General features: G+C 60.8%; 25 protein-coding genes. 20 read left to right on the forward strand and 5 right to left on the reverse strand.

The annotated features are described in order from the left end of the window. Window positions 1-22 precede the first annotated feature (22 nt). On the reverse strand, window positions 23-631 hold the full coding sequence (locus HALAL_RS0109880; protein ID WP_025273855.1) for a DUF6230 family protein: 609 nt from the start codon (window positions 629-631) through the stop codon (window positions 23-25). Between the two features lie 312 nt (window positions 632-943). On the opposite strand from HALAL_RS0109880, the gene rpmE reads away from it, so the two are divergent. The 3 genes from rpmE to prmC all read left to right on the forward strand — a co-directional run bounded on the left by rpmE (window position 944) and on the right by prmC (window position 3,191). Further along, a complete protein-coding gene (gene rpmE / locus HALAL_RS0109885; protein WP_025273856.1) occupies window positions 944-1,171 on the forward strand; it encodes a 50S ribosomal protein L31 in 228 nt (75 codons plus the stop codon). A gap of 96 nt (window positions 1,172-1,267) precedes the next feature. Further along, complete coding sequence (gene prfA, locus HALAL_RS0109890; RefSeq protein ID WP_025273857.1) at window positions 1,268-2,356, forward strand: peptide chain release factor 1; 1,089 nt, start codon at window positions 1,268-1,270, stop codon at window positions 2,354-2,356. Then, window positions 2,346-3,191, forward strand: coding sequence for a peptide chain release factor N(5)-glutamine methyltransferase (gene prmC / locus HALAL_RS0109895; RefSeq protein ID WP_025273858.1), 846 nt, complete (start codon window positions 2,346-2,348; stop codon window positions 3,189-3,191). The genes prfA and prmC overlap by 11 nt, the downstream gene beginning before the upstream one ends. A gap of 1 nt (window position 3,192) precedes the next feature. Here the strand turns inward: prmC and HALAL_RS0109900 are convergent, their stop codons facing one another. Further along, on the reverse strand, window positions 3,193-3,885 hold the full coding sequence (locus tag HALAL_RS0109900) for a hypothetical protein (protein WP_025273859.1): 693 nt from the start codon (window positions 3,883-3,885) through the stop codon (window positions 3,193-3,195). A gap of 72 nt (window positions 3,886-3,957) precedes the next feature. Then, entirely contained in the window at window positions 3,958-5,124 is a 1,167-nt protein-coding gene (locus tag HALAL_RS0109905; RefSeq protein WP_025273860.1) for a PP2C family protein-serine/threonine phosphatase, read from the reverse strand. A 236-nt stretch (window positions 5,125-5,360) separates the two neighbouring features. Here HALAL_RS0109905 and HALAL_RS0109910 point away from each other — a divergent pair, with 236 nt between their 5' ends. From HALAL_RS0109910 to atpD, 11 genes are all read left to right on the forward strand, one after another. Further along, on the forward strand, window positions 5,361-6,020 hold the full coding sequence (locus HALAL_RS0109910) for an L-threonylcarbamoyladenylate synthase (RefSeq protein WP_025273861.1): 660 nt from the start codon (window positions 5,361-5,363) through the stop codon (window positions 6,018-6,020). Window positions 6,021-6,028: 8 nt separating this feature from the next. Beyond that, the gene (locus tag HALAL_RS0109915) at window positions 6,029-6,592 is read left to right on the forward strand and encodes an arsenate-mycothiol transferase ArsC (protein ID WP_025273862.1); all 564 of its coding nucleotides are present in this window, start codon (window positions 6,029-6,031) and stop codon (window positions 6,590-6,592) included. Beyond that, window positions 6,589-7,011 carry a hypothetical protein gene (locus tag HALAL_RS0109920; RefSeq protein ID WP_025273863.1) on the forward strand — a complete coding sequence of 141 codons (423 nt, stop codon included), beginning with the start codon at window positions 6,589-6,591 and terminating at the stop codon, window positions 7,009-7,011. Before HALAL_RS0109915 ends, HALAL_RS0109920 begins: the two co-directional genes overlap by 4 nt. A 121-nt stretch (window positions 7,012-7,132) precedes the next feature. Then, on the forward strand, window positions 7,133-7,363 hold the full coding sequence (locus tag HALAL_RS0109925) for an AtpZ/AtpI family protein (RefSeq protein ID WP_025273864.1): 231 nt from the start codon (window positions 7,133-7,135) through the stop codon (window positions 7,361-7,363). 253 nt (window positions 7,364-7,616) lie between these two features. After that, the gene (gene atpB, locus HALAL_RS0109930; RefSeq protein WP_084472089.1) at window positions 7,617-8,315 is read left to right on the forward strand and encodes a F0F1 ATP synthase subunit A; all 699 of its coding nucleotides are present in this window, start codon (window positions 7,617-7,619) and stop codon (window positions 8,313-8,315) included. A 75-nt stretch (window positions 8,316-8,390) separates the two neighbouring features. Beyond that, window positions 8,391-8,612, forward strand: coding sequence for an ATP synthase subunit c family protein (locus tag HALAL_RS0109935; RefSeq protein ID WP_025273866.1), 222 nt, complete (start codon window positions 8,391-8,393; stop codon window positions 8,610-8,612). A gap of 12 nt (window positions 8,613-8,624) precedes the next feature. Continuing rightward, on the forward strand, window positions 8,625-9,167 hold the full coding sequence (locus HALAL_RS0109940; RefSeq protein ID WP_025273867.1) for a F0F1 ATP synthase subunit B: 543 nt from the start codon (window positions 8,625-8,627) through the stop codon (window positions 9,165-9,167). Window positions 9,168-9,173: 6 nt separating this feature from the next. Beyond that, entirely contained in the window at window positions 9,174-9,989 is an 816-nt protein-coding gene (locus tag HALAL_RS0109945) for a F0F1 ATP synthase subunit delta (protein WP_169732434.1), read from the forward strand. Window positions 9,990-10,038: 49 nt separating this feature from the next. Beyond that, window positions 10,039-11,673, forward strand: coding sequence for a F0F1 ATP synthase subunit alpha (gene atpA / locus HALAL_RS0109950; protein ID WP_025273869.1), 1,635 nt, complete (start codon window positions 10,039-10,041; stop codon window positions 11,671-11,673). A gap of 3 nt (window positions 11,674-11,676) precedes the next feature. Next, window positions 11,677-12,603 (forward strand): F0F1 ATP synthase subunit gamma, encoded by a 927-nt coding sequence (locus HALAL_RS0109955; protein WP_025273870.1) that lies wholly within the window; start codon window positions 11,677-11,679, stop codon window positions 12,601-12,603. 3 nt (window positions 12,604-12,606) lie between these two features. Beyond that, entirely contained in the window at window positions 12,607-14,034 is a 1,428-nt protein-coding gene (gene atpD, locus HALAL_RS0109960; protein ID WP_025273871.1) for a F0F1 ATP synthase subunit beta, read from the forward strand. Window positions 14,035-14,099: 65 nt separating this feature from the next. On the opposite strand, the gene HALAL_RS17635 is transcribed toward atpD, so the two are convergent. Next, window positions 14,100-14,699 carry a DUF4190 domain-containing protein gene (locus HALAL_RS17635; RefSeq protein WP_051462882.1) on the reverse strand — a complete coding sequence of 200 codons (600 nt, stop codon included), beginning with the start codon at window positions 14,697-14,699 and terminating at the stop codon, window positions 14,100-14,102. Window positions 14,700-14,889: 190 nt separating this feature from the next. Then, window positions 14,890-16,566, reverse strand: coding sequence for a glycosyl hydrolase (locus HALAL_RS17640; RefSeq protein WP_025273873.1), 1,677 nt, complete (start codon window positions 16,564-16,566; stop codon window positions 14,890-14,892). Window positions 16,567-17,236: 670 nt separating this feature from the next. Here HALAL_RS17640 and HALAL_RS0109975 point away from each other — a divergent pair. The 6 genes from HALAL_RS0109975 to HALAL_RS0110000 all read left to right on the forward strand — a co-directional run bounded on the left by HALAL_RS0109975 (window position 17,237) and on the right by HALAL_RS0110000 (window position 25,013). Beyond that, window positions 17,237-18,907: a Wzz/FepE/Etk N-terminal domain-containing protein gene (locus HALAL_RS0109975; RefSeq protein WP_025273874.1), complete on the forward strand. Its 1,671-nt coding sequence runs from the start codon at window positions 17,237-17,239 to the stop codon at window positions 18,905-18,907. Next, a complete protein-coding gene (locus HALAL_RS0109980) occupies window positions 18,904-20,361 on the forward strand; it encodes an O-antigen ligase family protein (RefSeq protein ID WP_025273875.1) in 1,458 nt (485 codons plus the stop codon). Before HALAL_RS0109975 ends, HALAL_RS0109980 begins: the two co-directional genes overlap by 4 nt. After that, window positions 20,354-21,562, forward strand: coding sequence for a hypothetical protein (locus HALAL_RS0109985; RefSeq protein WP_025273876.1), 1,209 nt, complete (start codon window positions 20,354-20,356; stop codon window positions 21,560-21,562). Before HALAL_RS0109980 ends, HALAL_RS0109985 begins: the two co-directional genes overlap by 8 nt. After that, window positions 21,555-22,436: a sulfotransferase domain-containing protein gene (locus HALAL_RS0109990; RefSeq protein ID WP_025273877.1), complete on the forward strand. Its 882-nt coding sequence runs from the start codon at window positions 21,555-21,557 to the stop codon at window positions 22,434-22,436. Before HALAL_RS0109985 ends, HALAL_RS0109990 begins: the two co-directional genes overlap by 8 nt. A 258-nt stretch (window positions 22,437-22,694) precedes the next feature. After that, complete coding sequence (locus tag HALAL_RS0109995) at window positions 22,695-24,140, forward strand: oligosaccharide flippase family protein (protein WP_025273878.1); 1,446 nt, start codon at window positions 22,695-22,697, stop codon at window positions 24,138-24,140. Between the two features lie 135 nt (window positions 24,141-24,275). Next, window positions 24,276-25,013, forward strand: a complete 738-nt coding sequence (locus HALAL_RS0110000; protein WP_025273879.1) for a methyltransferase domain-containing protein — start codon at window positions 24,276-24,278, stop codon at window positions 25,011-25,013. Window positions 25,014-25,056 lie beyond the last annotated feature (43 nt).

Raw genomic sequence — 25,056 nt, forward strand, 5'->3', positions numbered from 1 at the left:
TACGCTCCAGTGCGTTAACCGCCTAGTAACACTCGTTCTCGCCTTGGTGAATGGACATGTGGAGCCCGTTCAAGGTAAAGGTGCCCGCTTCGACGAACCAAGCGTTCTGCTTGGCATCGGTAATGGTGATGGTCTCGGATTGTTGGGCAAAACCACCGGGGGTACCGCTGAATCCTGGGGTGCGATCGACTTCTCCCGCGTCGACGCCGACTTCGATGTTTCCGAACTCGGCGTTACCTTGCAGTTCGTCGATATACAGAATGAGGTTTTCGGCCTCAACAGGGTTTTCAGGGTCGGTACCAGCCTCGACGACCAGGGTGTAGGTGCCCAGAGGCGTGTCGATGAGCGCCGACTGGCACAGACCGACGATCTCGGCACTGGCAATGGCCGAAGGAGCGACGACGTGCTGTTCACCGTCGGACCCCTCCACGATCGCGCCGACCTGGCTAAAGCCTTCACCTTCCATGCTTTCGGCCGTAACCTTGAAATCATCGGAGGATACGGCAAAGCTCGAGGCGATGGCCCCTTGCGCCGTCAGCGCCGCCATGGTGACTCCAGCCGCAACAGCGGGGCCCGCGAGCAGCCCGAATCTCTTCCAGCTGGTGCGCCCCTTAGGTGCATCGTTGGACATGATGCTCCCTTCTCAAATGTCGTGCGGTTTACTTGCTGGTAACTATTCCAAGCAAACATGAGAAAGGCCACAACTGTCAATAGTGAATTGGCAAAACGTCAATGGAAAATCTTGAGTGAACTCTACAAACGCTCATGCTTGGGAACCGACTGTAGCGACGATCACCGGTTACACTAGTTAGTTGGCGTCAAGAAAGGATTGACGACCACTGTCCAAGCGCTTCCTCGGAAGCACGATCCGGTACCGGTTCACGGTTGGCGTCGCGCTCTGTTCGTGCCGTCGATCGACCCGGCGACCGAAGAAAGGCCCACAATGAAACAGGGAACTCACCCGGAATACGTTGTCACTGAAGTGACCTGCACCTGCGGTAATAGCTTCACCACGCGCTCCACGGTGACCTCCGGCAAGATCCAGGCCGCCACCTGCAATGTTTGCCACCCCTTCTACACCGGCAAACAGCGCATCCTCGACAGCGGTGGTCGTGTCGCGAAATTCCAAGCCAAATACGCGAAGGCCAAGAAGGCTCAGGCCGACAAGTAGCGTATTCGCAAACGCCCAGGTGATTCGTCACCTGGGCGTTTGTTTTATGATTGACCGTGTTTCCAGTCGTGGCTTCTTAAGGAGAACTTGAATACCATGTCGACCGCAGCAGACAACCGCCTTGCCATACTCCTGGCCGAATACCACGACTTGGAAATGCAGATGGGTGACCCCAGCCTGCACGCCGATCCGTCGATGGCACGGCGCGTCGGACGTCGCTATGCCGAGCTCACCCCGATCGCAAAAGTAGCCGCCGAGATCGACCAGGCGAAGGAAGATCTGGAAACCGCCGAAGAACTCGCCAAAGAGGACCCGGATTTCACCGCCGAAGCCGACGGGCTCCGCGAGCGCCTGCCGCAACTGGAGGAAAAACTCGCCGAGTTGATGATTCCGCGTGACCCCGATGATTCGAAGGACGTCATCATGGAAATCAAATCGGGCGCCGGGGGAGAGGAATCAGCACTGTTCGCCGCCGATTTGATGCGCATGTATCTGCGGTACGCCGAAAAACAGGGTTGGGCCACCGAAGTGTTGGAAAACGCCGAATCAGATCTGGGCGGTGTCAAAGACGCCTCGATCGCGGTGAAAACCAAAGGAAACCCGGAAGGCGGGAACGGAATCTGGAGTCGCCTCAAATTCGAAGGCGGAGTCCACCGCGTGCAACGCGTTCCGGCCACGGAGTCGCAGGGGCGGGTGCACACCTCGGCCGCCGCCGTCATCGTCATGCCCGAAGCCGAGGAAGTGGACATCGAAATCCACCAGAACGACCTCCGTATCGACGTTTTCCGGGCCTCCGGGCCCGGTGGCCAGTCGGTGAACACGACCGACTCGGCGGTGCGTATTACGCACGAGCCCACCGGTGTGGTGGTGACCAGCCAGAACGAAAAGTCTCAGCTGCAGAACAAGGAAGCCGCGCTCAAGGTCCTGCGCGCGCGTCTGCTGGCCAAACAGCAGGAAGAGGCCGACGCCGCCGCCGGTGAGGCCCGTAAGAGCCAGGTACGCACCGCCGACCGCTCCGAGCGCGTACGCACCTACAATTTCCCTCAGAATCGATTGACCGACCACCGGATCGGCTATACCGCGTACAACCTCGATCAAGTCATGCAAGGTGAGATCGACGACGTCTTGAACAAACTGTCCGCCGCCGACCGTGCCGAACGTATGGCGGGACAAGGTGAGCAATAAGGGTCCCGACTGGAGCGATCTCACTCGTGCGGCGGCGTCTCGACTGGCCGAGTGCGGTATAGCGGGCGCTCGTGTGGACGCCGAGCTGTTGGCTCTCCACGTATCGGGTTTGACCCGCAGCTCCCTGCTTATTGCCGATCCTCCCGACGATGGTGCCCGTGTCCGATTCGAACACCTGGTGGCTCGGCGGTGTGCCCGGGAGCCGCTGCAGCATCTCACCGGATCGGCGGCGTTCCGTCGAACGGAGGTCGCGGTCGGCCCGGGAGTGTTCGTGCCGCGTCCCGAAACCGAATTGTTGGTGGATTGGGCCCTACACGTCGCTCCGGACCGGGGTCTGGTTATCGACGCCTGTACCGGTAGTGGAGCCATTGCCAAGGCGCTTGCCGAAGAGCGACCCGAACTTCGTCTCTGGGCGATCGAAGTGGACGAGGACGCTTACGATTGGGCGGACGCCAATGTGGCGGACAATGGTAACGTCGCTTTGATCCACGCCGATGCGACGGCTTCAGGCACGCTTTCCGAGCTGGACGGGACGGTTGACGTGGTGGTGTCCAATCCACCGTACGTCCCCGCCGATATCGACGTCGCGCCCGAGGTGCACTGGGACCCGGACCATGCGGTATTTGCGGAAGACAATGGACTGGCCGTCATCTCCGAGCTCGTGGAACGAGCGCGAACGTGGCTGCGGCCTCAAGGACACCTGGGATTCGAACACGATGAGACGCACGCGGACGAAGTTCGGGCGCGGTTGCGATGGGCGGGATACCGGGATATCGAAACTCATACGGATCTCACGAATCGCCCCCGTTACACCACGGCCGTCAACGGTCCCTGAGCTACCTCTTGGCGCGGCGGCGCTTCGTGCGACGGTGGTCGACCGGGTGGTAGCGAAACCACGCAAAGGCCAGCATGGTGATCACCGACCAGGCCAACAGTATCTTCAGTGGAGTGTCGACACTCGCGCCGTCGAAGTAGAGAGTATCCCGTACGGCGGCGATGCCGGCCCCTGGAGGGAACCAGTAAGCGAAGCGTTCCATGACGGTGGAGGCGTTTTCTCCCGCCGCCGGTTGCGTCATCGCCAGAAGCAGCAACCACGTCGGCAGCGTTCCCCATCGGTCGAACAGTTCGACGGCAAGGGCGAACAGCATTCCACAGCTGAAACCGACCAGTGCCAGCGCGACCGGAACCGTGGGCAGAGACAGTGGTAGTACGTTTCCCGCCGCGTCGAGACCTATATAGAGTGTCACCGCCACTCCGATCGAAATGCCGACGGTGAACAGGACATTCCACCAGACCGGCAGGTCTTCGGCCTGTTCTCGCAGCTGTATCGCGGTGAGGCAGGCGATGACGACCGTTGTCAACGCCATGAGGTATACCGTTAGGCCCTGCGGGTCACCACTGAGATGATCGACGTCGTCGCCGGACTTCACCGCGGAGCCGAAGGAAAACGCCATGAGGGCGGCGGTACCCACAAGCAGGACCGAAACGATCACAGGAACGGTCAGTTCTTTGCGGAGGGAAGGATGCATGGGACCAGTGTGCCCGACCGTCATTCCCCGCCCCAACGGCCATGCCGTGGAGCGCGGCGCGAGATCCGGTTTCTAGTCGGACCGGCGCGGTTGAATTCCGTCGAAACGCACGATCAACGCCGCCATGTCGTCGGGAACAGTGGCGTGGGACAGGTCGAGATGCCGTCGTTCGAACTCCAGAATGTCATGGGGATTGGTCCCCACACGAGCGACTCCCGCTTCGAACCGATCCACGATCGAATCGGGAGAGCCGCTGAGACGGCAGGACTCGAGGACTCCGTCGGTATAGAAACCCAGAACATCATCGGGATTGAGCTGGAGGCTGATGCTTTCGGGCGGAATAAGAGTCAAATCCTGCATTCCGAGTGGCGCGGTGATGGGGATGCGAACCTCGGCGGCTCGGGTACGGACGAGGATAGGGGCGGGATGACCGTAATTGAACAGTTCCATGCGGCCCTCCGCGTCGACCTCGGCCAGAACGGCGGTCGCATAGGCCGTCTGCCATGGATCGCGTCCCCGGTTCAGGGCGTTCATCCTGTCGTTCAACCGATCGCCGACTCCGAATAGGGACTTTTCATGCTGTGCGGCTTCGTTGAACGTTCCCAGCAACGCCACCGTGGTGGCGATGGTCTCCAAATTGTGACCGGATACGTCGGCCATGATGAGGCGGGTCCCGAACGGAGTATCGACGACTTGAAAGAGGTCGCCGCCTAGATTCGCGGGATTATTGGACGAGGTGCGGTACGCGCCCGCGACATGCAGCGGGCCGACCCGCCCGGGAAGATCCGGCAGGACCGCCTGTTGCAGGGTGTGCGCGACGGTGTTCATCTCCGTGAGACGTTGACTTGATCGTTCCCGTACCCAGGCAAGGAACACGCAGGCGACCATGATCGTCGCCACGGTAGGCAGATCGCTCCACTTGCTCTGCGGGACGGTCAGCACTCCGGCGGCATCGGCTCCCAGCGAGAACAGAGCGATTTCGACCACGCCCGCGAGCGCGGTCAATCCGGGACCGTGTGTCAGTGCCACGAGTGCCGGAAAGACGATGAGGAAGTACCGCATTCGTACCCACTCGTTGTCCACCGCCAGCAGCCCGAGGGTCACCGCCAGGAGAACGAGTGGGAGTAGACGTAGGAATCGTGCGCTCGGGTTCCCGGTGCGTAGTCGTTCCCAGAGGGTCGGGGCGTCCACCGGTGGAATGAGGTGAGGTGGTTGCGTGGTGATTCGTGTGGTGACCAAGATGCCTACCTGCCCGACAGTGCACGTGCCGCGGATCGCCGTCCGCGACCGACGAAGCGTTCCCGTCCCACCTGTGTCGCGTGCGATTCGAAGCTGAATGAATATTTTTCAGTTACACAGTGTATCCGCATCATTCCAAAAAGCGCCACTCGCTTCGTGTCAGGAGGACAACGTTCACGACCCCACGCCGACCGCTCCTTTGCCGCTCTCCACCGCCACGAGTAACCTGGTCAAGCGTGAGGCTTTTTAACTGCAGAAAATTCACTGAACGTGAGACCGGGCTGAAGACGGCCACACGCACGGTCAAGAACGGCCGCCTGGTCGTTCTCCCCACCGACACCGTGTACGGCATCGGATGCGACGCTTTCAACAGCGGTGCGATCCGGTCCCTTCTCGAAGCGAAAGGCCGTGGGCGCGACATGGCGCCGCCGGTCCTCATCGGCTCGCGTCGTGCTCTCGACGGAATCGCCTCCGACCTGCCGGAGAGTGCCACCGCGCTCGCGGAGGCCTTCTGGCCCGGGGCCCTCACCCTGGTGGTCGCGTACAACACCTCTCTCACGTGGGATCTTGGCGATACGGATGGGACGGTGGCGGTACGGATGCCGTTGCATCCCCTGGCCTTGGAACTGCTTAAGTCGACCGGGCCCATGGCGGTGTCGTCGGCCAACAAACACGGGCAGCCTCCCGCGGCGACGGCTGAAGAGGCAAAGCAACAACTTGGTTCGGATGTCACCACCTACTTGGAAGCGGGTCCGAGCACCGATAACGTTCCGTCCACCATTGTCGATTGTCTGGCCGATCCGCCTCGGGTGTTGCGCGAGGGTGCCATTCCGCTGGAAACCCTCCAGACGGTCGTCCCGAAGACGATCGGACCCGATGAGAGCACAGGAGCCTAAGGAGCATCGTGACGATCTCAGAACCGTTTACCGTCCTACACGTCTGTACCGGAAACATTTGCCGCTCGCCTCTTTCGGAGCGCATATTCGACCACCTCACCAGCGATGCGGTGTACAACCACGGAGCGGGTACCTCGGCGTTCCACGAAGGTGAGGACATGCAGAGCAACTCCGCTCGCATCCTCGCCGAACGCGGATACGACGATCGGCGTCACTACTCTCGTCCGCTGGAACGTGATTCGGTGGAGATCTCGGATCTCATCCTGGTGGCCACCGATGGGCACCGCGAGTTCATCGCCGATCGGTTTCCCGAGGCCCTTGACCGCACGATGTTGGTGCGCCATATGGGTGCGATCGCTGCGCGATACGGTTCCGACGTGGTTCAGCGGGGTGACGGTCTCCAGGATCGCCTGAAGCTGCTTCTGTCGCACGCCGATGACACCGACGTCCCGGCCGAGAACCTGGCCGACCCGTGGGGTCTGGGACGACGGGTGTACGACCAGATTGCCGATGAACTGGAGACGGCATTGTATCCGCTGGCCAAAGCTTTGGAACCCGAGGACGTGCAATGACGTCGCGTTCGTCGGGCTCGTCGACGCGGAACGCGGCCCGCGGGTATCTGAAGCTCGCGTGGGGGGTGGTGTCCCTTGTCGCCGTTCTCGGCGCGGCGGTGGCGGCAATCATGACCGGACCGGAGGCGATGGTGGCTTTTGCGTTTGGGGCCCTGTCGGTCGCGGTCGGTTTCACGGTGTCGGTCTGGGCCGTTGCGGCAGCGGAACGAGTTGATATACGTCTCACTTTGCCCGTGGGATTGCTCACGTACGCACTGAAGCTCGTTGCTTTCGGGCTTGTCCTGTGGTGGGTGACTAATGCCTTTTCATCCGTTTTGTTGGATTTCGGCGTCGGCATTATCCTCGGGGCGCTGACTTGGCTAACAGTACAAGCATCCTGGACGTATAGAGCGAAAATAGAATATATCGAGCTTCCTTAGTGTCCTGGGTTACGACGGGACGCGTGTAGGCGCTGCGGTGCTGAAAAATGAGAGTCAGATCCAAGTAGCGGGGAGCCCAATGTTGGACTCCGCCGCAGGTCCTGTTAGAGTTCAAGGCGACATGGCCGACAAGGATTCCCCGGATCAGCCGGAAGATAAATCAAGTGCCCACGGAGCCGACACGGGTTGGCGGGCAATGGGCTATCTCCTGTCTGGACTGATTACCTGGGGAGGAGCCGGCTTCCTTATCGACAAGTGGCTCGATCTCCCCGGGATCGGACTTCTCATTGGAATGCTCGTCGGCGCTGGTACAGGCATGTATTTGCTTATTAAGCACATGCCGAACATGTAATTTAGGGCGTCATTGTCGACGCTCCTGGTCAATCCGTCCGATAGCTGACGAGTGCGGCCTCAGTTGCCCACTGAGACTTGAGCCAGGATCGTTCATAACGCTCGTTGACCTTTGACCGACATCAAGCGAGAGGCGTGACTCGGTGGTGACTGACTCGGGAGCGGTAACGCTAGCCGCAGAATTTCCACCCGGAATCGAAGATTTTGAGTTCCGGGACTGGTTTACAGGGCTTTCGGACACGGGCCTGGCCAACATGATCACTACGATCACGATGGCGGTCTTCGCAACGGTCGTGGTGCTTGCATTCCTGTTCATGTGGGCCTACCGAAATCCACAGATCGTACCCACCAAACGACAGTGGATCGCCGAATCGGCCTACGGTTTCATTCGCAACACCGTGTCGATCGACCTGTTGGGTAAAAAGGACGGCGTGCGATTCGCGCCTTATTTTGCCACTTTGTTCTTCTTCATCCTCATGATGAACCTGTGGGCGATCATCCCCGGCATCCAAATATCGCCGAACGCCCACATTGCTTTCCCGCTGGTACTCGGTGTGCTGTCGTGGATCGTATACAACTACGTCGGTATCCAGAAGCACGGACTGGTCGGATACCTCAAGATGAACTGTGTGCCGCCCGGGGTGCCCTGGTTCATCCTGCCTCTCATCATTCCCCTGGAATTCATCCAGAACTTCATTTTGCGCCCGATCACGCTGGCATTGCGTCTCTTTGCCAATATGTTCGCAGGTCACTTGATCCTGCTGGTGTTCATCACCGGTGGTCTGGCGATGCTGAATTCAGCGAACTTCTTCATTCAGGGCCTGTCGCTGTTCTCGTTCCTCATGGCCATCGCCATGACGCTGTTCGAGCTCATCGTCATCCTGTTGCAGGCGTACGTATTCACGCTGTTGACGGCGCTGTACGTACAAGGTTCGCTGGCGGACGAACACTAGTCCGTCAAAAGGTTTCCCATTAAGCGCGCCCAGGTGTCGGCCGACACCGGGACAACATCAAGTAGGAGATAATCAATGGACATCGTCGCCCTCGAAGGCTCCGCAAACGTCATCGGTTACGGTCTGGCCGCCATCGGCCCCGGTATCGGTGTGGCCCTGGTCTTCGCTGCCTGGATCACCGCCACCGCCCGTCAGCCCGAATCGGCCGGTATCACCCGCCCGATGCTGTTCATGGGCTTCGCCCTGGTCGAGGTGCTGGCCCTGTTCGGCCTGGTTCTCGCTTTCGCACTCGGATAACGGAGTAAACGTATGAATCTAGCAGCAAACGACGGAATGGCGATTCTGTTCCCCATCTGGCAAGAGGTGGTCGTCGGTATAGTCGCCTTCGCTTTGCTCTGCTACCTGCTGATGAAGTTCGTCTTCCCCAAGATGGAAGAGACTTTTAAAGCCCGAGTGGACGCGATCGAAGGGGGGATCGAGCGCGCTGAGCAGGCTCAGGAAGAAGCCAACCAGACGCTCGAGGAATACCGTCGTAAACTTGCCGGTGCGAGTGAAGAGGCGGCTGCCATCCGTGACGAGGCCCGTGCCGACGCGGTAGCGGCCAAGGAGGAAATCCTGGCCAACGCCCGTGAAGAGGCCAACCGCATTATCGCGGCGGGCCACTCCCAGGTGGAGGCCTCACGGCAGCAGCTCATTCACGAGCTTCGCAGCGAAGTGGGCAACTTGGCGGTCGACCTGGCCGGAAAGATCATTAGCCAGGACCTGTCCGGTAAGCCCACGACGGAAGAGGCCGTCGACCGGTTCCTCGCTGAACTGAACGACGAGCAATCCACAGCGAGCGGAGCACGATAGATGTCGATGACTGGACGCGAAAGCATCGAGGCAGGGCGTGAGGCCCTGGAGTCACAGGCAGCCAACGCCAGTGCCGGTGACCTCATCGACACAGCTGACAATCTCATGGCCGTGACCCGCTTCTTGCTCGACCAGCCTCGCCTGCGCCGCGCCCTGTCAGATCCCGCTCAACGAGCGGACGACCGGGAAGGCCTGGCCAGGCGCGTGCTCGAGGGCAAGATCGGTGCCTCGGCGCTGGACGTGGTGATTGCTCTCGTCCGGAGCCGGTGGGGCTCGCCCGGGGAACTGGCCAATGGAGTGGAGACCGTGGGCGTTCAGGCTCTGTTGCAAGCCAGCGCCAAGGAAGGTTCCTTGGCCACGGTGGAAGACGAGCTGTTCCGTTTCCGTCGCATCGTCGACGGGGATCCGGAACTGTCCTCGGTCCTCGGCTCAACGGGCACCGAAGAGACGGTCAAAGTACAGATCGTCGATCGACTGCTCGACGGCAAGACCGACCCGGTGACGGTAAAACTGATCGAGACCGCCTGCCACGGTGTGGGAGGCCGCTCCTTCGATCCTTCGATGGAGCACCTGTTGAATGCGACCGCAGAGGCACGGGAACAGGTTCTCGCCTACGTGACGGTCGCTTCCACACTGGAAGAGGGCGCCGAACAGAAGATTGCCGCCAAGTTGTCGCTGGTCTACAACTACCCTGTCGGGGTCAAAGTGATCGTGGATCCGTCCGTTGTCGGCGGTATCCGCATTCAGGTCGGATCCGACCTGTGGGACGGCACGGTGTCGCGGCGTTTGAACGCTGCTCGTCGTGTCTTGGCCGGTCGGTAACGAGTGCCGGTAGTAAACTGCAAAAATTCAGGAATGAGGGATGAGTAAGATGGCTGAATTGACCATCTCCTCCGATGAGATTCGTAGTGCGCTGGACGACTACGTCTCGTCGTACCGGCCAGAGGTCTCCCGTGAGGAGGTCGGGACCGTTACCACGGCCGGCGACGGTATCGCGATCGTGGAAGGACTTCCTTCCGTGATGGCCAACGAACTGTTGGAGTTCAAAGACGGCATCCTCGGACTCGCGCAGAACCTTGACGTGCGTGAGATCGGTGTCGTCATTCTCGGTGACTTCGCGAAGATTGCCGAGGGCCAGGAAGTCAAGCGGACCGGTAAGGTCTTGTCCGTACCGGTCGGGGACAAGTTCCTGGGCCGCGTGGTCAACGCGCTGGGTGAGCCGATCGACGACCTGGGCGAGATTGAGGCCGAGGGCGAGCGCGAGCTCGAACTGCAGGCTCCCGACGTCGTCAGCCGCCAGGGTGTCAGTGAACCGATGGAAACCGGCATCAAGGCGATCGACTCCATGACCCCCATCGGTCGTGGACAGCGTCAGCTGATCATCGGCGACCGCAAGACCGGTAAGACCCAGGTATGCATCGACACGATTCTCAACCAGAAGGCCAACTGGGAGTCCGGCGACCCGGACAAGCAGGTCCGCTGCATTTACGTCGCGGTCGGCCAGAAGGGTTCCACGGTGGCCGGGGTTAAGGCCATGCTGGAAGAGCACGGCGCGATGGACTACACCACCATCGTCACCGCGAACGCCGATGAGCCCGCCGGTCTGAAGTACCTCGCCCCCTACACCGGCTCGTCCATCGGACAGCACTGGATGTACGGCGGCAAGCACGTACTGATCGTCTTCGACGACCTTTCGAAGCAGGCCGAGGCCTATCGTGCGGTCTCGCTGCTGCTGCGTCGCCCACCGGGCCGTGAAGCCTACCCGGGTGACGTGTTCTACCTGCACTCCCGCTTGCTGGAGCGTTGTGCGAAGCTGTCCGACGAGCTCGGCGCGGGTTCGATGACCGGTCTGCCCATCATCGAGACCAAGGCGGGGGACGTTTCGGCGTTCATTCCCACCAACGTCATCTCGATTACGGACGGACAGGTTTACCTCGAAGAGGGCCTGTTCAACTCCGGTGTCCGCCCGGCCATCAACGTCGGTACCTCGGTATCCCGTGTGGGTGGTTCGGCTCAGACCAAGGGTATGAAGAGCGTCGCCGGTTCGCTGCGTCTTGACCTCGCTCAGTACCGTGAGCTGGAAGCCTTCGCGGCCTTCGCCTCGGACCTGGACGCGGCCTCGAAGGCTCAGTTGGACCGTGGTCTGCGCATGGTGGAACTGTTGAAACAGGGTGTGGCCGAGCCGTTCCCGATGGGCGAGGAAACCATCTCGATCTGGGCCGGCGCGAGGGGCCACCTTGACGACATTCCGGTCAACGAGGTTCGTCGCTTCGAGACGGAGTTCTTGAGCTACATGCGAGCCAACCACGCCGATATCATCACGGAAGCGGCAGAGGGCGGCAAGAAGGTCGAAGGCGCATTGGACGAGAGTCTTTCCAACGCGCTGGAGAAGTTCAAGAAGATGTTCCGCTCCGAAGCCGCCGGATTGCACCCGCACGACGCCGAGGCGGGCGAGCTTTCCGATGAGGACCACGACGCTGAAAAGATCCAGCGAGTAAAGAGGTAGTCGATGGCAGCGCAGCTACGTGTGCTGAAGCAACGACTCAAGTCGGCTCAGTCCATCAAGAAGATCACCAAGGCGATGGAACTGGTGGCCACGAGTCGTATTGCCAAAGCACAAGAGAGAGTCGAGGCGTCGCTTCCCTACGCCCGCGCCATGACGGAGGTCATGACGTCGCTGGCCAGCAACGCCTCGATCGACCACCCGCTGCTTCAGCCGCGCAAAGAACCTCGTAAGGCCGGCGTACTGGTCATCACCTCAGACAAGGGGATGGCCGGCGCTTATAACTCGAACGTGCTGAAGCACGCCGAACAGCTGATCAACAAGCTGATCGAAGAGGGTAAGCAGCCGGTGCTTTACGTGGTCGGCCGTAAGGGTGTCGCGTATTACTCCTTCCGTGACCGGGAGGTCGAGCAGTCGTGGACGGGCTTCACCGAGAAGCCCGCCGTCAGCGACGCTCAAATGATTACGCGTAGTCTCCTGGAGGCCTTTATGGCCGGCAGCGAGGAAACCGTGTCGGACGGTCACCCCGGAGTGGACGAGCTCCACGTGGTCCAGACGAAGTTCAAGTCTCTGTTGACTCAGACCCCACAGGCACGCCAAATGGCACCCCTGGAGGTCGAGGAAGTAGAGGACCCGGAACTCAACGACCGCGTTCTGGTTCCGGACTACGAGTTCGAACCGAACCCGGAGGAACTGCTGAATTCGCTTCTGCCGAGATACTTGACCACCCGCATTTACGCCGCTCTCATCGAGTCGGCCGCGAGTGAGTCGGCCTCCCGGCGTCGGGCGATGAAGGCCGCGACCGACAACGCGGAAGAAATGTCCAAAGACTTGACTCGTGAGATGAACGCCGCCCGTCAGGCCGTGATCACTCAGGAGATCAGTGAAATTGTGGGTGGGGCTTCGGCCCTGGCCGACGCAGGAAAAGGATAAACGATGACTGACACTGATGGAGTGGGACGCGTCGTACGGGTCATCGGGCCGGTCGTTGACGTCGAGTTCCCGCGGAACGCCATCCCCGAGATCTACCACGCGCTGAAGGTCGATGTGACGATCGGCGACACCACTCACACGCTGACCCTGGAGGTCGCGCAGCACCTGGGTGAAAACCAGGTGCGTGGTATCTGCATGCAGCCGACCGACGGTATGGTTCGCGGTATGCCGGTGCGTGACACCAAGTCTCAGATCAAGGTGCCCGTCGGTGACGGCATCAAGGGCAAGGTGTTCAACGCTCTCGGTGAGCCGCTGAACCTGAAGGAAGGCGAAGAGGTCCAGGCGGACGACTACTGGGAGATCCACCGTCACGCGCCTGAGTTCTCGCAGCTGGAGCCCAAGACCGAAATGCTGGAGACCGGTATCAAGGTCCTCGACCTGCTCGCCCCGTACGTCAAGGGTGGGAAGATCGGTCTGTTCGGTGGTGCCGGTGTCGGTAAAACCGTTCTGATCCAGGAAATGATCATCCGTGTGGCGCAGAACTTCGGTGGTTCCTCCGTTTTCGCCGGTGTCGGGGAGCGTACCCGTGAGGGTAACGACCTCATCTCCGAGATGGGCGACATCGGGGTTCTCGAGAAGACCTCGCTGGTCTACGGTCAGATGGATGAGCCTCCGGGCGTTCGTCTGCGTGTGGCGCTGTCGGCTCTGACGATGGCGGAGTACTTCCGTGACGTGAAGAACCAGGAAGTACTGTTGTTCATCGACAACATCTTCCGTTTCACCCAGGCCGGTTCCGAGGTCTCCACGCTGCTGGGCCGGATGCCCTCCGCGGTGGGTTACCAGCCGACCCTGGCCGACGAAATGGGTGAGCTGCAGGAGCGTATTACCTCCATGCGTGGACGTGCCATTACGTCCATGCAGGCGGTCTACGTCCCCGCCGACGACTACACCGACCCGGCTCCGTTCTCGGCGTTCACTCACTTGGACGCCACGACGAACCTGGAACGTAAGATCGCCGATAAGGGTATCTACCCGGCGGTGGACCCCTTGGCCTCCACCTCTCGTATCCTGGAGCCCGAAGTGGTGGGCGATGAGCACTACCGCGTCGCCGGCCAGGTGAAAGAGATCCTGCAGAAGTACAAGGAACTGCAGGACATCATCGCGATTCTGGGTATGGACGAGCTGTCGGAAGAGGACAAGGTCGTCGTGGCCCGGGCCCGTCGCATCGAGCGGTTCCTCTCGCAGAACACTTACGCGGCCAAGCAGTTCACCGAAGTGGACGGTTCGTTCGTTCCGGTGAAGGAGACCGTCGAGGCCTTCAAGAAGATCGCCGAAGGGGAGTACGATCACTTCCCCGAGCAGGCTTTCTTCATGTGTGGTGGCTTGGACGACCTGCACCGCAACGAGGAGAAGCTGCGTCAGAAGAGCTAATCCGCTCGGCGCATGATACGTGAGCTGCCGTAAACGACGTTCGTCGTTTACGGCAGCTTTTTTCGTCAATCGCTGACCGTGGCGCGAGCCGATTCGAGTTCCACGTATTCGGGGGTGACGTCGGATTCGAAGAAGTCGGTGGAGACCAGTTGTGCCGTATCGCCGGAATCGACGTTTTCAAAACGCTCGGTGGTGGTGTCGATCTGTTCCTCGTCACTGTCATACCAGCCGTAGGTGACGGAGAAATCCCGCATGTCGTCGAAATCGTTGTGCACGGTGATCTCCACCTGGAGCCGTCCCGGCGCGTCGGTGTCGTCGTCGATGTCTCCGAGAGTGACATTGTCACTCGCGTCCCGCCCGGAGACTCTGTCCTGAATCGTTTCGACGGCGTCGTCGGTGGTGGTGATGACCGCGATCGCCTGCATCAACCCGAAGCCGACGGCCAAGAGGCACAGAACGATCGCAGTGACCGTCATTCCCTTGTTGTCGGCGGTCTGCGCTTTAATGCGTTTGAAGTTCCGCCACGCCAGGAAGAGGCCGACGGCACCCAAGACGAGTGCCAGCCAGAACATCAACGGAATCCAGGCGACGAGGAGCCCTACAATTCCCACGACCAGGGAGGCCGTCCCCAGGCCGTTGCGTGATGGCGTGTTCTTAGTGTCCATGGCGAAACGCGACCGCACCTTTCCGCCGCTCGCTGATGTACGTCGGCTGTGTCGGACGCCGTGTCCATACGGCGGCATCCCTATCGAGTATCCGACATATATTGAGGCTACGAGGCGAAATGCGGGGAATCGTGCGGTGTGAGGCGATGTATCGGGGGCGGAACCGTGGCGATCCCACCCCCGGCACGGCTCAGTCGAGGTCGACGTCGAAGTACGGTGAGCGCATCAGCTCCTTATAGGCCTCGAGCGTGTCCGGATCGTTGTGTACCTCGGAATTGCGTCCCTCGGCGTTGGGCGACTCGAAATAGACCATCGCCTTCAAACGTGGATAGTGGGCCAGTTGGTCTTTGGCTCGTTCAAAGACCTCCCGTTGATGATCGGGGTAGTCGTCGTCTCGGAATACGCCCCATTCGCCCAACATGATGGGCTTTTCCGGATGGTTCTTCACCGTCCATTCGTAATAGCCCGGCCAGTCGCGAATCGGATCGGGTCGATTGACGAGATCGGTGAGGTCGTCGCTGTATCCGTTTCGATCGGCGAGCCCGTATGCCGACCATCCGACCCAGTCGATCACGTCGTCGCCCGGGTAGATTTCGTGATGCCACGGTTCGTCCACCCATTCCATATACGCCATGTAGTTCATGACCGTCACGAGGTTGTCCACCCCCTTGTCACGCAGATATTCGATGACGTAGCGATACATCGCGGCGTAGTCGGAGGCCTCCCATCCGGAACCGGACTCGGGGCGAACGTCGTTCTCGGGTTCGTGGTGAACGGTGAAGAAGAACGGTTCGGGGAAGTTCTCGTTGATGTGCTTGGCCAGCCGGTCAAGATACGCGTCCACCTCGGCGTTCCCTTCGGCTATGGAGGCCCAGGAGGCCATGCGTGGTTTCCAGTTGATGAACAGTAGCCGTGGATTGTCCGGATCACGAGCCAACTCGATCTGTTCGGGAGCCGGAAAGAGGCGTTCGTCGGCTCGTTCGTAGGCGTGATAGATATCCTGCTTGGACGAAACCCTCTCCTCAAAGGTGTGGAGCGACTGCGGCCGTGGAATGTTCGTGTGAGCACCGGCGGCGACTCCGTCCAACATCCCACAGGTGGGAACGAGCTTTTCGCCGAGTGAACAGCTGTTGAGCACATTGCTGGATTGGCCGCGTTCGGGGATCGCTTCAATGGAGTCATCGGGTGGCTGCGGTATCTCCACGCCGTGCCAGGTACGAAGCACCGGCCCGCGGTCTACGTCGGAGCTTCCGTTGAATTCCAGATACCGATCGGTATCGGGAGTGCTGACGGCGAATCCATAGCGCCCCGGTGCGTCGAAGGCGCCGGTGATGTCGAAGGTGACCTCGGTGTCGGTTGCGGAAACGTCCTTGGCCTGCCAGACGTTGCCGTAAGGTGGAGGGGAGGAACCGTTCAACTGACAGGGACAGTCCGTCGGGCGTACCGAGGCGATTTCCACCGTGACCTTGTCGGAGTCCTCCGGCGCCTGAGAGATGGGGAGTCGAAGCCGGATTTCGGATTCGGGCCGCAGCATGGTCTCGTCCACACTGAAATATATGTGGGCGACCGATATACCGAAGTCCTCCGAGACGCCGACCGGAAGTCGTGCCGGTCGAGGGTTGGTGGGGCTGTCGCGTTCGGTACTCAGATACGTCGCGGTGTCGGGGACGATCAGCTGTTCGTCCGGGGTCTCCACGAAGGTTTGGTCGAGTAGGGGCAGGTCTCCCAACCAATCGGAGTCCGGACTGACGTGAGCGATGAAGTATCCGGACAAAAACAGGACTACAGCGGCGAAGACGGCCGTCAGCCGCCGGAGGAGGCGGTTATGTTCGCCGCTGGTCGCTTCGGCTACCTTGGACCGGTTCATTTGCTTCTCCCTATCGTCGCAGCCGGAATTCGGGTGTTAACGGTGTTCTCATAGCCGTGCCCGAGTCGTGACCGACCCGGATAACGGCACCGTCGTTTTCTTGGCGTGCAATTGATCCCGCCGGTTTCTCCCCTTACGGTTCGTCGTTCGGAATCGGTTGAGTGACCGATCCTCGGCGACCTGGCTCTGTGTGCGTCCGAGTACTCCTCAGTCTAACGTGATGAACATCGCAAAACGCCTACTTAGTGTAGATGGGAATAATATCGTCCAGAAGAGGGTAAAAAGAGCAATCCAGGCATGCAACCGCAATATAACCGCGGTTGTTGTGGATCAATCAAGTGTTCGACACGTAGTTCCACTTCTCGTCCCACAACGTCTACCGTTCCGATCGGTCATCGAATGAGCGACCCGTTCGAGTGACGACGGTCGTCGATGACTCATATTCGGCGTCGTCATCCACAGTGTCGTGTGGTCGCAACTCCCGCACACGACCGTCACCTCACGCCTGCCGGTTCGTTAAGCCGAGCAGACACAGGCCGAGCTGTATTCGTTGATTCTTCCTTGCCGTCGCCGGATGGGATGTACCAGGCGTGAAACGGAACTGCCGTAGGCGTGTGTAAACCTCTGCAATTTCGGGTCGGTACGGCCCCTCTTAAGGGAGTGAACACTATTGAGCAACACCTCGACCGGTGCCCTGAACGATTACGCGACCATGCTCCGTCGTTCTCGCTGGCTAATGATCACGATGATTCTCAGCTCCATTGCTCTTGGTGTGGCCTTCACCGCTTGGCAGGACGACGTTTACGAGTCACGCACGTCGGTGTTGGTGCAGCCGGTCGGCACGGAACGCGATGTCGCTCAAGCGAGAACGAATGGGCAGATCAACCTCGATACCGAGGCTCAGTTGGTGCGTTCCACCGAAATCGCGGCCTCGGCGGCTGAAAAACTGGGTGAGTCCAATCAGACGAAACTCCGCGACGCAGTGGACGTCACGGTGCCGCCGAATACCGCGGTCTTGGAGATCCGCTTTCAAGCCTCCGAAGCGGAGGCCGCGCAACAGGGGGCGATCGCGTACAGCGAGGCCTACCTGGAACACCGGCACGACCAGGCGGTCACCAACCTCGCGCAGGACCGTGAAGCGAACACCGAACGAAAAGACGGCCTGGTCGAGGAACTCGACATCCTACGAGACCGGCTGGCGAACACCGACCCGGAGGGCTCCGCATACACCCAGATCCAGGGTGACATGGAGCGCTTGAACAACCGCGTCGCCGAACTGGAGAACGAGAACGCGGAACTCAAGGCGGCCGAGGAGTCCCTGTCTCCGGGGCGTACCATCAACTCCGCCTCACTCCCGACTCAGCCGGTGTCTCCCAACGCGCTTCTCAACGTCGGTGCCGCTGCCGCCGTCGGGCTGATTTTCGCCCTGCTCATAGCGTATCTTCGCCATCAAGGCGCGCGGCGCGTTCTCTATCCGAGCGATGTCACACAGCGCTGTGGAGTCGACGTCATCGGTGCGGTTCCGAATTCAGTGCGGTTCCGCAGCAGAGAGGTCTTCGGTGCCTATTCCCCCGGAGGTCGCCTCTTTTCTCAAATGCGCAATGTGGTGGTCTCTCAACTGGGGGAGCGCCGCAAAATCATTGTGACAGTGGGCGTATCGCCTGGGCCCGCCGCCTCTATTGTGGTGGCGAATCTGGGGAGTGCGATGGCCCGCTCCGGCGACCGTACCGTGGTCATCGCCGGAAACCCCACCTCCACGGTCGGGTTGTCCGAACTATCCGAAACGAATCCGATTCCGGGGCTCTCGGACATCTGGTCCGGTCGAGTGTCGGTTAAGGACGCCTGCTTCGTAGCGCCCCGTCGCCCCGGTCTGCAAGTCATCGGTTCGGGGGCCGCCGCACGCGCCACCGGACCCACCAGCGAGGCAACCACCGACACCTTCCAGGAACTGGCGGAAGGGGGCAATATCGTGGTGGTGGACGCCCCGCCGCTGTCGTGTTCCGCGGACGCCCAGATGTTCGCCAGCCACGCCGACGGTGTCGTCCTAGCCGTACAGACCGGCCGTGACAGCGTCAAAGCCACAATGGAATCAATCGAGGCGATCGAAAAGGTCGGTACCCGAATCATCGGTGTCGTCCTGCTACCGTCCGATCTCGGGCCGATGATGGAGGCGCCCGCCCCGGGGCGCGCCCAATCGGAAAACGAGGGCGAAGCGGCGGATAACATGCCCGCCGACAACTCGCCCACCGACGCGCTCGACGTCGTCGAAAAAGAGGGTGGAGAGGAACAACCTTCGGATGACGGGTCCCCACAACGAAAGGAACCCGCGGGGCAATCGTGACTATCGGGGACAAGTCGGGGCGCGGCGAAGCACTTGCCTTGACGCTGTTTATCGTCGGATATCCACTGTGGTGGTCTCTGGGCGCGGGAATTCTGCTGCTTCCCGCGCTCACCGTGATCGCGCTGTGGTTTTTGGCCTCACGACGGCGAGTCGAGTTTCCTCCCCTGTTCGGAATCTGGCTGGTCTTCCTGGCCATGGTCGTATTCAGTATATTCAATCTAGGGGCCACTCCGCCGGGAACGGTGGAGTCCAGCTGGATGGACCAAGCTCCAGGGGCGGCCTTCCGCCTCGGGTTCTATCTCAGCGTCAGCGTCATCGCTCTCTGGGCGTACAACCTGATCGCCTACGGCAAGCTAAGTGTGGAGCGCTTGATCGTTCTCCTTGCGTATTGGGGAATCGTCACCGTCGTGGGCGGCCTGTTGGGAACCTTCGCGGGCGGAATCGAATTCACCTCCCCGGTAGAAGCCGCCCTCCCCGCTTCCGTGGCGCAGGACGGATTCGTACAGTCCCTGGTACATCCGTCACTGTCGCAGACGATGAACATTCTCGGCTATGAGAGCCACCGACCCGCTGCTCCCTGGGGGTACACGAACACCTGGGGAAATATGTGTGCCATGACAGTGGCCTGGTTGACGGTCGTTGCCATGACCCGAGGAACCAAGTCTGGCGGCCCCACCCCGACGTGGAGCCGCCTGCGTCCGTGGGCATGGGTAGCGCTCGCGCTGGCGATGATTCCCATCGTGTACTCGCTCAACAGGGGCCTCTGGCTGGGGCTTGCGGTCATGGCGCTGGTCGTGGCCGTGAAGTTGCTCTGGGCCGGCCGGGTCGTCGCGATTCTCTCGATCATGGCGATCGGGGTTTTGGCCGGGGCCGTGGTGCTGTTGAGCCCGATGCGGACCGTGATCTCCGACCGTATCGACAATCCGCATTCCGACGAGGGGCGTTCGTTCGCTTCGGAAACCGCCGTGGACTTGACGGTCGAACATTCTCCGTTGATCGGATTTGGTTCCACACGCAAGACCTTGGGGTCCGGTGACTCGATCGCCATTGGCCCCACTGCGGACTGCCCACGCTGTGGGGCGCGGACACTTGGAGGCAACGGTCAACTCTGGCAATTGATCTTCGCGCACGGTTTCCTCGGCCTGGCGGCGTATCTCGGTTTCATTCTGGCCGTTCTGTGGCGATTTCGGCACGACCACAGTCCGGTGGGAATTGCGGGTGCGGCCGTCATGGTCTTTTCAGTGGTATCCATGCTGTTCTATAACGCACTCGTCATGCCGTTGTTCGCCCTGCTACTGAGCTATGTCGTTCTCGCCGCTCGGGAACGCCTCGTCGCGGAGACGCGAACACGGTCCGATGCCACGCCGCAGCAACGCCCGCCACCACGCCCCACCAGGACGTCACTCCAGCACCATCGGCCCGAATTTCGCGATATTGGAGAGAAAAATGAGTGAGGCAATCAAAACGAGCGATGACATGGCCCGTCGAGCGAAGTACCTCGATGAGGTCCGTGACATGCTCTTCCCGCATCAGGGTGGGGCGACCCGGAGCTATATTGCCGTCCCCAACCTGCGCAAGCCGCGCGTATTGATTCCGGCGGAACGGTCGGCGGCCTCGGGAGCACTGCAACGCTATGCCTGGCCGGCAACCGCGTCGGCACGCCTCAAACGCAATGCGGCGTATTGGGCGGTCAACAGTCGCCTTGACCGTCTCCTCCTACGCCACCGCATCGACGTGCCTACCACCGACGGAATCGACGATTACCTGAGTTCGGCCATCGGACACCCGGTATTGAGCGCTATTCACATTGGGCCGGCGCGCGCCAATCGCAAGCCGGTTCTTCATTTGCTGGACCCGGAGGGAAACACCGTCGGTTTCGCCAAGATGGGCGTCAACGACCTGACTCGGGACTTGGTGCGAGCCGAACGCGACAATTTGGAAGTACTGCAGAAACGTTCGTGGCGGAATCAACTGGTGCTTCCCGAGGTAGCGCATTTCGGGCATTGGCGCGACTTCAATATACTGGTCACGACCCCCATACCCGCCTGGGAACCGCCTACCGACCACAACCATCGGCGTCGGATCGCGGCCATGGTCGAACTGACCAAGGCCTTCAGCGTCACCTCGGGGCCTCTGTGCCAGAGCGGTTACCGGCGTCGCCTGGACGAGCGCCTCGAACTATTGGCAACGTACCCCGAGGAAGACGCGCGGGTGCTGTATCAAACCGCTCAAACCACCCTGCCACGTTATGCGGAAGTGGAGCTGGAATACGGTTCCTGGCACGGTGACTGGACTCCGTGGAATTCCCGCCACAGCGGAGAGTTCATCTACCTGTGGGACTTGGAGCGTTACGAAAGCGACGTTCCTCTCGGCTTCGATGCCTTGCACTACCGACTGCAGGACGCGATAGTGACCGAACAACGAAACCCCAAGACGGCCTTGGAGGAGCTGCTACGTGCCGCCCCCGCCCTTCTGGAACCGTTCAACGTAACCGCGACTCAAGCCCGCGCCACGGCCGTGCTCTACATTATCGACCTGGCCGTGCGTTATGCGATCGACCGCGCCGCCGAAGCCGGTGCGGCGCTGGGAGCACTGGGCAGCTGGTTGCTACCCGCATTGATCGAATACACTCACGAAGGGCGACAGCATGACTAAGACTCTCCGCGATCGAATCCCCGCCCCAATCCGCACCGCCGTCTCCAACTCAGCCCGCACCTACGGGCGCTTGACCGTATCGGGACGACTCCTCCCCGGATTCCTTATCTGTGGCGGGCAGCGATGCGGTACCACCAGTCTCTATCGAGCTCTGCAACAACATCCCGCGATCCTGAAACCGAACCTGCACAAGGGAGTGCACTATTTCGACACCTCTTATCATAAGGGTCTCTCGTGGTATCGGGCTCATTTCGCCACGCGGGGAACCGCCCGCCGTATCCAGGATCAAACGGGGCTGGTTCCCATGGCCTACGAGTCCAGCCCCTACTATCTCTATCACCCCTTGGCTCGTGAGCGCTTCGCCCGCGATCTACCTGGAATCAAGGTCATCGTTCTCGTTCGCGACCCGGTAGAACGCGCGTGGTCCCAGCACGCCCACGAGGTGGCTCGCGGCTTTGAAGACATTACCGACTTCGAAGCGGCCTTGGCGGCCGAACCGGAACGACTGGCCGGGGAGGACGCTCGACTGGCCGCCGATCCCTCGTACTACAGTTTCAGCCATCAGCACCACGCGTATCGGGCCCGGGGACAGTACAGCCAGTACCTCACGAAGCTCGCCGAGCTGATCGGCGAGGAACGAATCCTCGTCCTCGACTCCGGTCAATTCTTCACTCGTCCAGAAGAATCCTTCGAGCGGGTCATGCGGTTTCTCAGCCTGCCCTGGATCGGTTGCGTCGACTTCAGAAAGCACAATGGGCGGGGGCGACCATCACCCATGTCACCGCAATTGCGACACCAGCTCACCGAATTCTACGAGCCGTTCGACGCCGAACTCGGCAAATGGTTGGGGCACACCCCGAGCTGGCGCATCTAGGCGGATTGATGTCCTGCCGCAGTCGTCATGCCGTGACTACGGCGCTCGCTCTCCCACACCGAGCGCCGTCACGTTACAGGGGCGTCGAGGTACCTCGATTCCCGACGTGGTCTCGCCGAACGGCGGTCGACGCCCCTGAACCGAAGCCAAGTTCGGCAAGCCCTTCCCCGGTGAGGCTCCCGCAAGGGCGGACGAACTCTCGATACCGGGCCTCTTCTTCCACTCGATAAACTCCCGGGCAAAAGAAATGGAAAAGCATTGGCCACCGTTACCGTAGATTCGGGAAAACACACCGTCCGACGTAGTGCGGGTTCCAGCCTGGTCAGCCTCCTGGGAGCCGCCGCTGCCGGCGGCGGAGGGATACTCGTCAGCTGGCTGGTGGCCCGGGCCTTGAGCCCGACCGCCGCCGGTGCGTTCTTCACTTCCACGTCCCTTTTTCTCCTCCTCGCTTCCATTGCCCGGCTGGGAACTCCCACGTCGGTGGTCTATTGGATCGCCTCGAAACGCAAGGCCGCACAACTGGGGGCATTGGGGGACATATACCGAAACGCCTTCCTCGCACCGTTGGTCGGGGCGGGGGCCTGTTCCCTCCTACTGTTGACGTTCGCGTCGTACCTGCCGAACCCAACGCTCGCCGCGATCTTGGCGGCCGTCTTGCCGTTGGCAGTGGTGAGCGAGATACTCCTGGCGGCCGGGCGCGGATTCAACCGAATGGGACCGACGGTGGCGATTGAAAAGATCGGACGCACTCTCAGCCAAGTCGTCCTGCTTGCCGTTGTCGCCGTGGCCTTCAGCGGAAATCTCACCGCCACCACCCTCGCCTGGTCGATGCCGTATCTACCGGCGGCGCTATTGGCGGCATGGACGGTGTGGCGGCTACCCCGAGCGCACGGCCAGAACGGATCGCTGCCCGCCCGTGATTTCTGGAGTTTCACCGGGCCGAGGGCGGCCGCTTCGGTCGTGCAACTGGCCCTACAGCGGCTCGACATCGTCCTGGTGGGGGCTCTGGCCGGGCTGGAGGCCGCCGCGGTGTACACCGTCGCGACCCGATTCATCGTGGTGGGGCAGATGGTTTCGGGTGCCATTGGACAGGCCCTGCAGCCACGCATTGCGGCCAACGTCGGCCAACCGGCGAAACTCAGTGAGCTCTACCAGACGTCGACCGCGTGGATCGTCGCGCTGACATGGCCCATCTATATATCGATAGCGATGTCGGCCGACATCTATTTGAGGCTGTTCGGCTCGGACTACATTCGCGGGGACGCGCGCACGGTGATCTGGATCCTCGCTCCCAGCATGATGGTGGCGGCGGCGTGCGGGATCGTGGACACCGTATTGGCGATGGCGGGGAAGACGTCGTGGCAGTTCTACAATGTGTCGATTGCGCTCGCCGTCAATATCGTTCTCAACGTCGTGCTGATACCCCGTATCGGCATCGTGGGGGCCGCCTTGGCCTGGGCGGTTTCCTTGATGTGTAAGAACCTGATTCCCCTGTATCAGGTGTATCGCGGATTCGGGTATAGGCCGTGGGGCACGCTCTGTCTGACCTGCATCGCTTGCAGCGGCCTGCATCTGATCCTCATCATCCTCTGCGCCCAGTTCGGTACGAGCGCGCAACTTATCGGCACTGGAATCGGATTGCTGGCCTGGGGCGTCATCGTGCTCGGATACGCACGCCGTCTTCTGTCCCTATGGGAGAAGTAATCAGCCGTTGAACGCGGGCCGATTTCACTGTCGAATTTACCGAATGTTTCCCCGTATGTTTCGTATTCTACGAGCGTAGGAAAAGCGCCCCCACGGAATGTCAAGTACACGAAGAAACGAAAGGACCCACGATACATGGTCGACAACTACAGCGACGTGTTCCAAGACCGATCTGCGGTCGACAAATACCAGGATCGTACTTACGCGCGGGGAACCTACTCGTCGATAGTATCGGCTCGTCAGGCGAGCTGGCTGCGAAGTTTCATTAGAGAGGCCTTTCCCGATCCGCCCGTACACTATGACTTCGCCTGCGGTACGGGACGCGCGGCCCGGATGGTGGACGGAACCGTCGCCGTCACCCACGGATACGACCCGTCGCACGCCATGCTCGCCAAGGCTCGCGATCTGGGCACTCCAGGGCATCTACATCATATCGATCCGGTGGGGCCCGTGCCGGAATTGGACATGGATCCACAGCGTCACAATCTGGTCACGGCGTTCCGTCTTCTTCTGAACGTGGAAGAGTCGGTGCGCGATCGATTCATGGAGTTCGCCTCCGCCGCATTGCCGAAGGCCGAATCGGGTCTTCTCGTGGTGGAAAACCACGGAAACGCCTCATCGATCCGGCGGTTGCGCCGAACGTTCGGGAGACTCGACACCAATAGTTGGTTCCAAGAGCTGTCACATCGTGAAGTGGAAGAACTGTTCGATCACCATGGCTTCGAGTTGGTGGGCATTCACGGTTTCACCCTCTTTACGCAGGGTTTCTATCGGCAGCCGTTGAAGTTTGTCGCGCGACCGACGGATGCCGTGCTCTGCTCCTTGATTGGGCGCTGGTGCACCAACGTGGTGTACGTGGGGCGTCGCAAATAACCACGAACAGGAGCCGCTGTCCCCGGTATAACCCCTTTCGGGG

The sequence above is a fragment of the Haloglycomyces albus DSM 45210 genome, assembly GCF_000527155.1.
GTDB lineage: Bacteria > Actinomycetota > Actinomycetes > Mycobacteriales > Micromonosporaceae > Haloglycomyces > Haloglycomyces albus.

Bases quoted from the DNA above. Each gene is read 5' to 3' on its own strand.
- HALAL_RS0109880 (WP_025273855.1), bottom strand. From the start codon at position 631: ATGTCCAACGATGCACCTAAGGGGCGCACCAGCTGGAAGAGATTCGGG.
- rpmE (WP_025273856.1), top strand. From the start codon at position 944: ATGAAACAGGGAACTCACCCGGAATACGTTGTCACTGAAGTGACCTGC.
- prfA (WP_025273857.1), top strand. From the start codon at position 1,268: ATGTCGACCGCAGCAGACAACCGCCTTGCCATACTCCTGGCCGAATAC.
- HALAL_RS0109900 (WP_025273859.1), bottom strand. From the start codon at position 3,885: ATGCATCCTTCCCTCCGCAAAGAACTGACCGTTCCTGTGATCGTTTCG.
- HALAL_RS0109920 (WP_025273863.1), top strand. From the start codon at position 6,589: ATGACGTCGCGTTCGTCGGGCTCGTCGACGCGGAACGCGGCCCGCGGG.
- HALAL_RS0109925 (WP_025273864.1), top strand. From the start codon at position 7,133: ATGGCCGACAAGGATTCCCCGGATCAGCCGGAAGATAAATCAAGTGCC.
- atpB (WP_084472089.1), top strand. From the start codon at position 7,617: ATGATCACTACGATCACGATGGCGGTCTTCGCAACGGTCGTGGTGCTT.
- HALAL_RS0109935 (WP_025273866.1), top strand. From the start codon at position 8,391: ATGGACATCGTCGCCCTCGAAGGCTCCGCAAACGTCATCGGTTACGGT.
- HALAL_RS0109940 (WP_025273867.1), top strand. From the start codon at position 8,625: ATGAATCTAGCAGCAAACGACGGAATGGCGATTCTGTTCCCCATCTGG.
- HALAL_RS0109945 (WP_169732434.1), top strand. From the start codon at position 9,174: ATGACTGGACGCGAAAGCATCGAGGCAGGGCGTGAGGCCCTGGAGTCA.
- atpA (WP_025273869.1), top strand. From the start codon at position 10,039: ATGGCTGAATTGACCATCTCCTCCGATGAGATTCGTAGTGCGCTGGAC.
- HALAL_RS0109955 (WP_025273870.1), top strand. From the start codon at position 11,677: ATGGCAGCGCAGCTACGTGTGCTGAAGCAACGACTCAAGTCGGCTCAG.
- atpD (WP_025273871.1), top strand. From the start codon at position 12,607: ATGACTGACACTGATGGAGTGGGACGCGTCGTACGGGTCATCGGGCCG.
- HALAL_RS17635 (WP_051462882.1), bottom strand. From the start codon at position 14,699: ATGGACACTAAGAACACGCCATCACGCAACGGCCTGGGGACGGCCTCC.
- HALAL_RS17640 (WP_025273873.1), bottom strand. From the start codon at position 16,566: ATGAACCGGTCCAAGGTAGCCGAAGCGACCAGCGGCGAACATAACCGC.
- HALAL_RS0109985 (WP_025273876.1), top strand. From the start codon at position 20,354: ATGAGTGAGGCAATCAAAACGAGCGATGACATGGCCCGTCGAGCGAAG.
- HALAL_RS0109990 (WP_025273877.1), top strand. From the start codon at position 21,555: ATGACTAAGACTCTCCGCGATCGAATCCCCGCCCCAATCCGCACCGCC.
- HALAL_RS0110000 (WP_025273879.1), top strand. From the start codon at position 24,276: ATGGTCGACAACTACAGCGACGTGTTCCAAGACCGATCTGCGGTCGAC.